The sequence below is a fragment of the Massilia glaciei genome, assembly GCF_003011895.2.
Classification (GTDB): domain Bacteria; phylum Pseudomonadota; class Gammaproteobacteria; order Burkholderiales; family Burkholderiaceae_D; genus Telluria_A; species Telluria_A glaciei.
Window position 1 is genome coordinate 1 of sequence record NZ_PXWF02000316.1, and the last position, 2,498, is coordinate 2,498.

1 protein-coding gene is annotated in these 2,498 nt (G+C 69.6%); it reads right to left on the reverse strand.

The genetic code is table 11. The annotated features are described in order from the left end of the window. On the reverse strand, nucleotides 1-2,498 hold a 2,498-nt coding region (locus tag C7C56_RS25325; protein ID WP_229458990.1), incomplete at both ends, for an Ig-like domain-containing protein.

A 2,498-nucleotide genomic window follows, 5' to 3' on the forward strand; every position in this document is an offset into this window, starting at 1 on the left:
GTTGTGCGGCGCATGCGGCAGCGGATCGAGCGGCTGCGGCGGCGCGGCGATGCGCAGCGCGTGCACCGGCGAGGGCGCGCTGGTATTGCCGGCGGCGTCGGTGGCGCTCACCGTGATCTGGAACAGGCCGCGTCCCAGCGCGATCGGCGCGGAGGTCCAGTTGCCGGCGGCGTCGGCCTGGGCGGTCCCGATCACGGTCGCGCCGTTGCGGATCGTGATCACCGCGTTGGCCTCGGCGCCCGAGCCGTTGAACACGGGCGAGGTGTTGTGCGTCACCGGGCTGGCGTCGGCGGTGTTGGGCCGGCCCGGCGCCACCGGCGCGATGGTGTCGATCGTGACCAGCACGCCGGCCGATCGGGCGCTTGGGTTGAATCCGTCCTTGGTCGCGATCACCGTCAGGGTGTGGCTGCCCTCGCCCAGCGCCGTGCTGGTGATCGACCAGACCCCGCCGCTTGCCACCGCGCTGCCAAGGACGGTCGCGCCGTCGGTGTCGTACAGCGTGACGGTGATGCCGTCGGCGGCGCTGCCGGTGATGGTCGGTGTATTGTCGTTGCTAAGGCGGCCGCCGTTGGCGCCGCCCGCGTCGCTCGCCTCAGGCACCAGCGGCGCGCCGAGGGTGAGCGCCGGTACCGTGTCGATTGCGAAGTTGTTCGAGTCGGTCGAGCCGGCGCCCGCGTTGCCGGCGCCGTCCCGCACGCCGCTGTTGGTCAGGGTGATCAGGTTGCTGGTGTCGGCCACGTTGGCCGCCGGCGTGAAGGTGGCGCTCCAGGTGATGCCGCCATCGCCCGAGCCGAGCGCGCCCAGGGTGCCGTTGGCGACCGCCAGGTCGGCATTGCTTAAGCCCGTCACCGCTTCGGAGAAGGTGATCGTGACCAGCGAGGTCTCGCCCACGAACAGCGCGCTGTCGGCCACGGCGATGACCGCGGTCGGGCGCGCGGTGTCGACCGCGTAGTTGTTCGACGCGGTCGATCCGGGGTTGGTGTTGCCCGCGCCGTCCCGCACGGCGGCGTCGACCAGCGTGATCAGGTTGCCCGCGTCGGTGGTGTTTGCCGTCGGCGTCAGGGTGGCGGACCAGGTGAGGCCGCCGTCGAGCGAGCTGACCGCGCTCAGGCTGGCGTTGGCGATGGTCAGGTCGGCATTGGTGAAGCCGGTGACCGGCTCCGAGAAAGTGATCGTCACGAGCGAGGTTTCGCCGACCGACAGGGCGCTGTCGGCGACCACGATGGTGGCGCTCGGACGCGCCGTGTCGATCGCATAGTTGTTCGAGTCGGTGCTGCCGCTGCCCGCATTGCCGGCGCCATCCCGCACGCCTGCGTTGGCCAGCGCGATCAGGTTGCTGGCGTCGGTGGTGTTTGCGCCCGGCGTGAACGTGGCGCTCCAGGTGACGCCGCCGTCGAGCGAGGCGACCGCGCCAAGGCTGCCGTTGGCGATCGCCAGGTCGGCATTGGTGAAGCCGCTGACCGCCTCCGAGAACGTGATCGTCACGAGCGAGGTTTCGCCGGCCGCCAGCGCGTTGTCGGCAACGACGATGCTGGCCGTCGGACGCGCCGTGTCGATCGCATAGTTGTTCGACACGGTCGATCCGGCGTTCTCGTTGCCGGCGGCATCCTGCACGCCGGCGTTGGCCAGCGTGACCAGGTTGCTGGTGTCGGTCACATTGGCGCTCGGCGTGAAGGTCGCCGTCCAGGTGATGCCGCCATCGACCGAGCCGACCGCGCCCAGCACGCCGTTAGTGACCGCCAGGTCGGCGTTGGTGAAGCCGGTGACCGCTTCCGTGAACGTGAACGTCACGAGCGAAGTCTCGCCGATCGCCAGCACGCTGTCGGCAACCACGATGGCGACGGACGGACGTGCCGTGTCGATCGCGTAGTTGTTCGAATCGGTGCTGCCGGCGCCCAGGTTGCCGGCCGCGTCCTGCACGCCGGCGTTGGCCAGTGAGATCAGGTTGCTGGCGTCGGTGGTGCCCGCCGCCGGGGTGAACGTGGCGGTCCAGGTGAGGCCGCCATCGAGCGAGCTGACCGCGCCAAGGGTGCCGTTGGCAACTGTCAGGTCGGAATGCGTAAATCCGCCGACCGCCTCCGAGAAGGTGAACGTGACGAGCGTGCTTTCGCCGGCCGACAATGCGCTGTCGGCGACGACAATGGTGGCGCTCGGGCGTGCTGTGTCGATCGCGTAGTTGTTCGAATCGGTCGTCCCGCCGCCCGCATTGCCGGCCGCGTCGAACACGCCGCCGTTGGTCAGCGTGACCAGGTTGCTGGTATCGGTGATGTCCACGCCTGGCGTGAATGTCGCGCTCCATGTGACGCCGCCGTCGAGCGAACTGACGGCACTCAGGGTGCCGTTGGCGATGGTCAGGTCGGCATTGGTGAAACCGGTGACCGCCTCCGAGAACGTGAAGGTGACAAGCGAGGTTTCGCCCGCCGACAAGGCGTTGTCGGCGACCGCGATGGCGGCGCTCGGGCGCGCGGTGTCGATCGCGTAGTTGTTCGAGCTGGCGT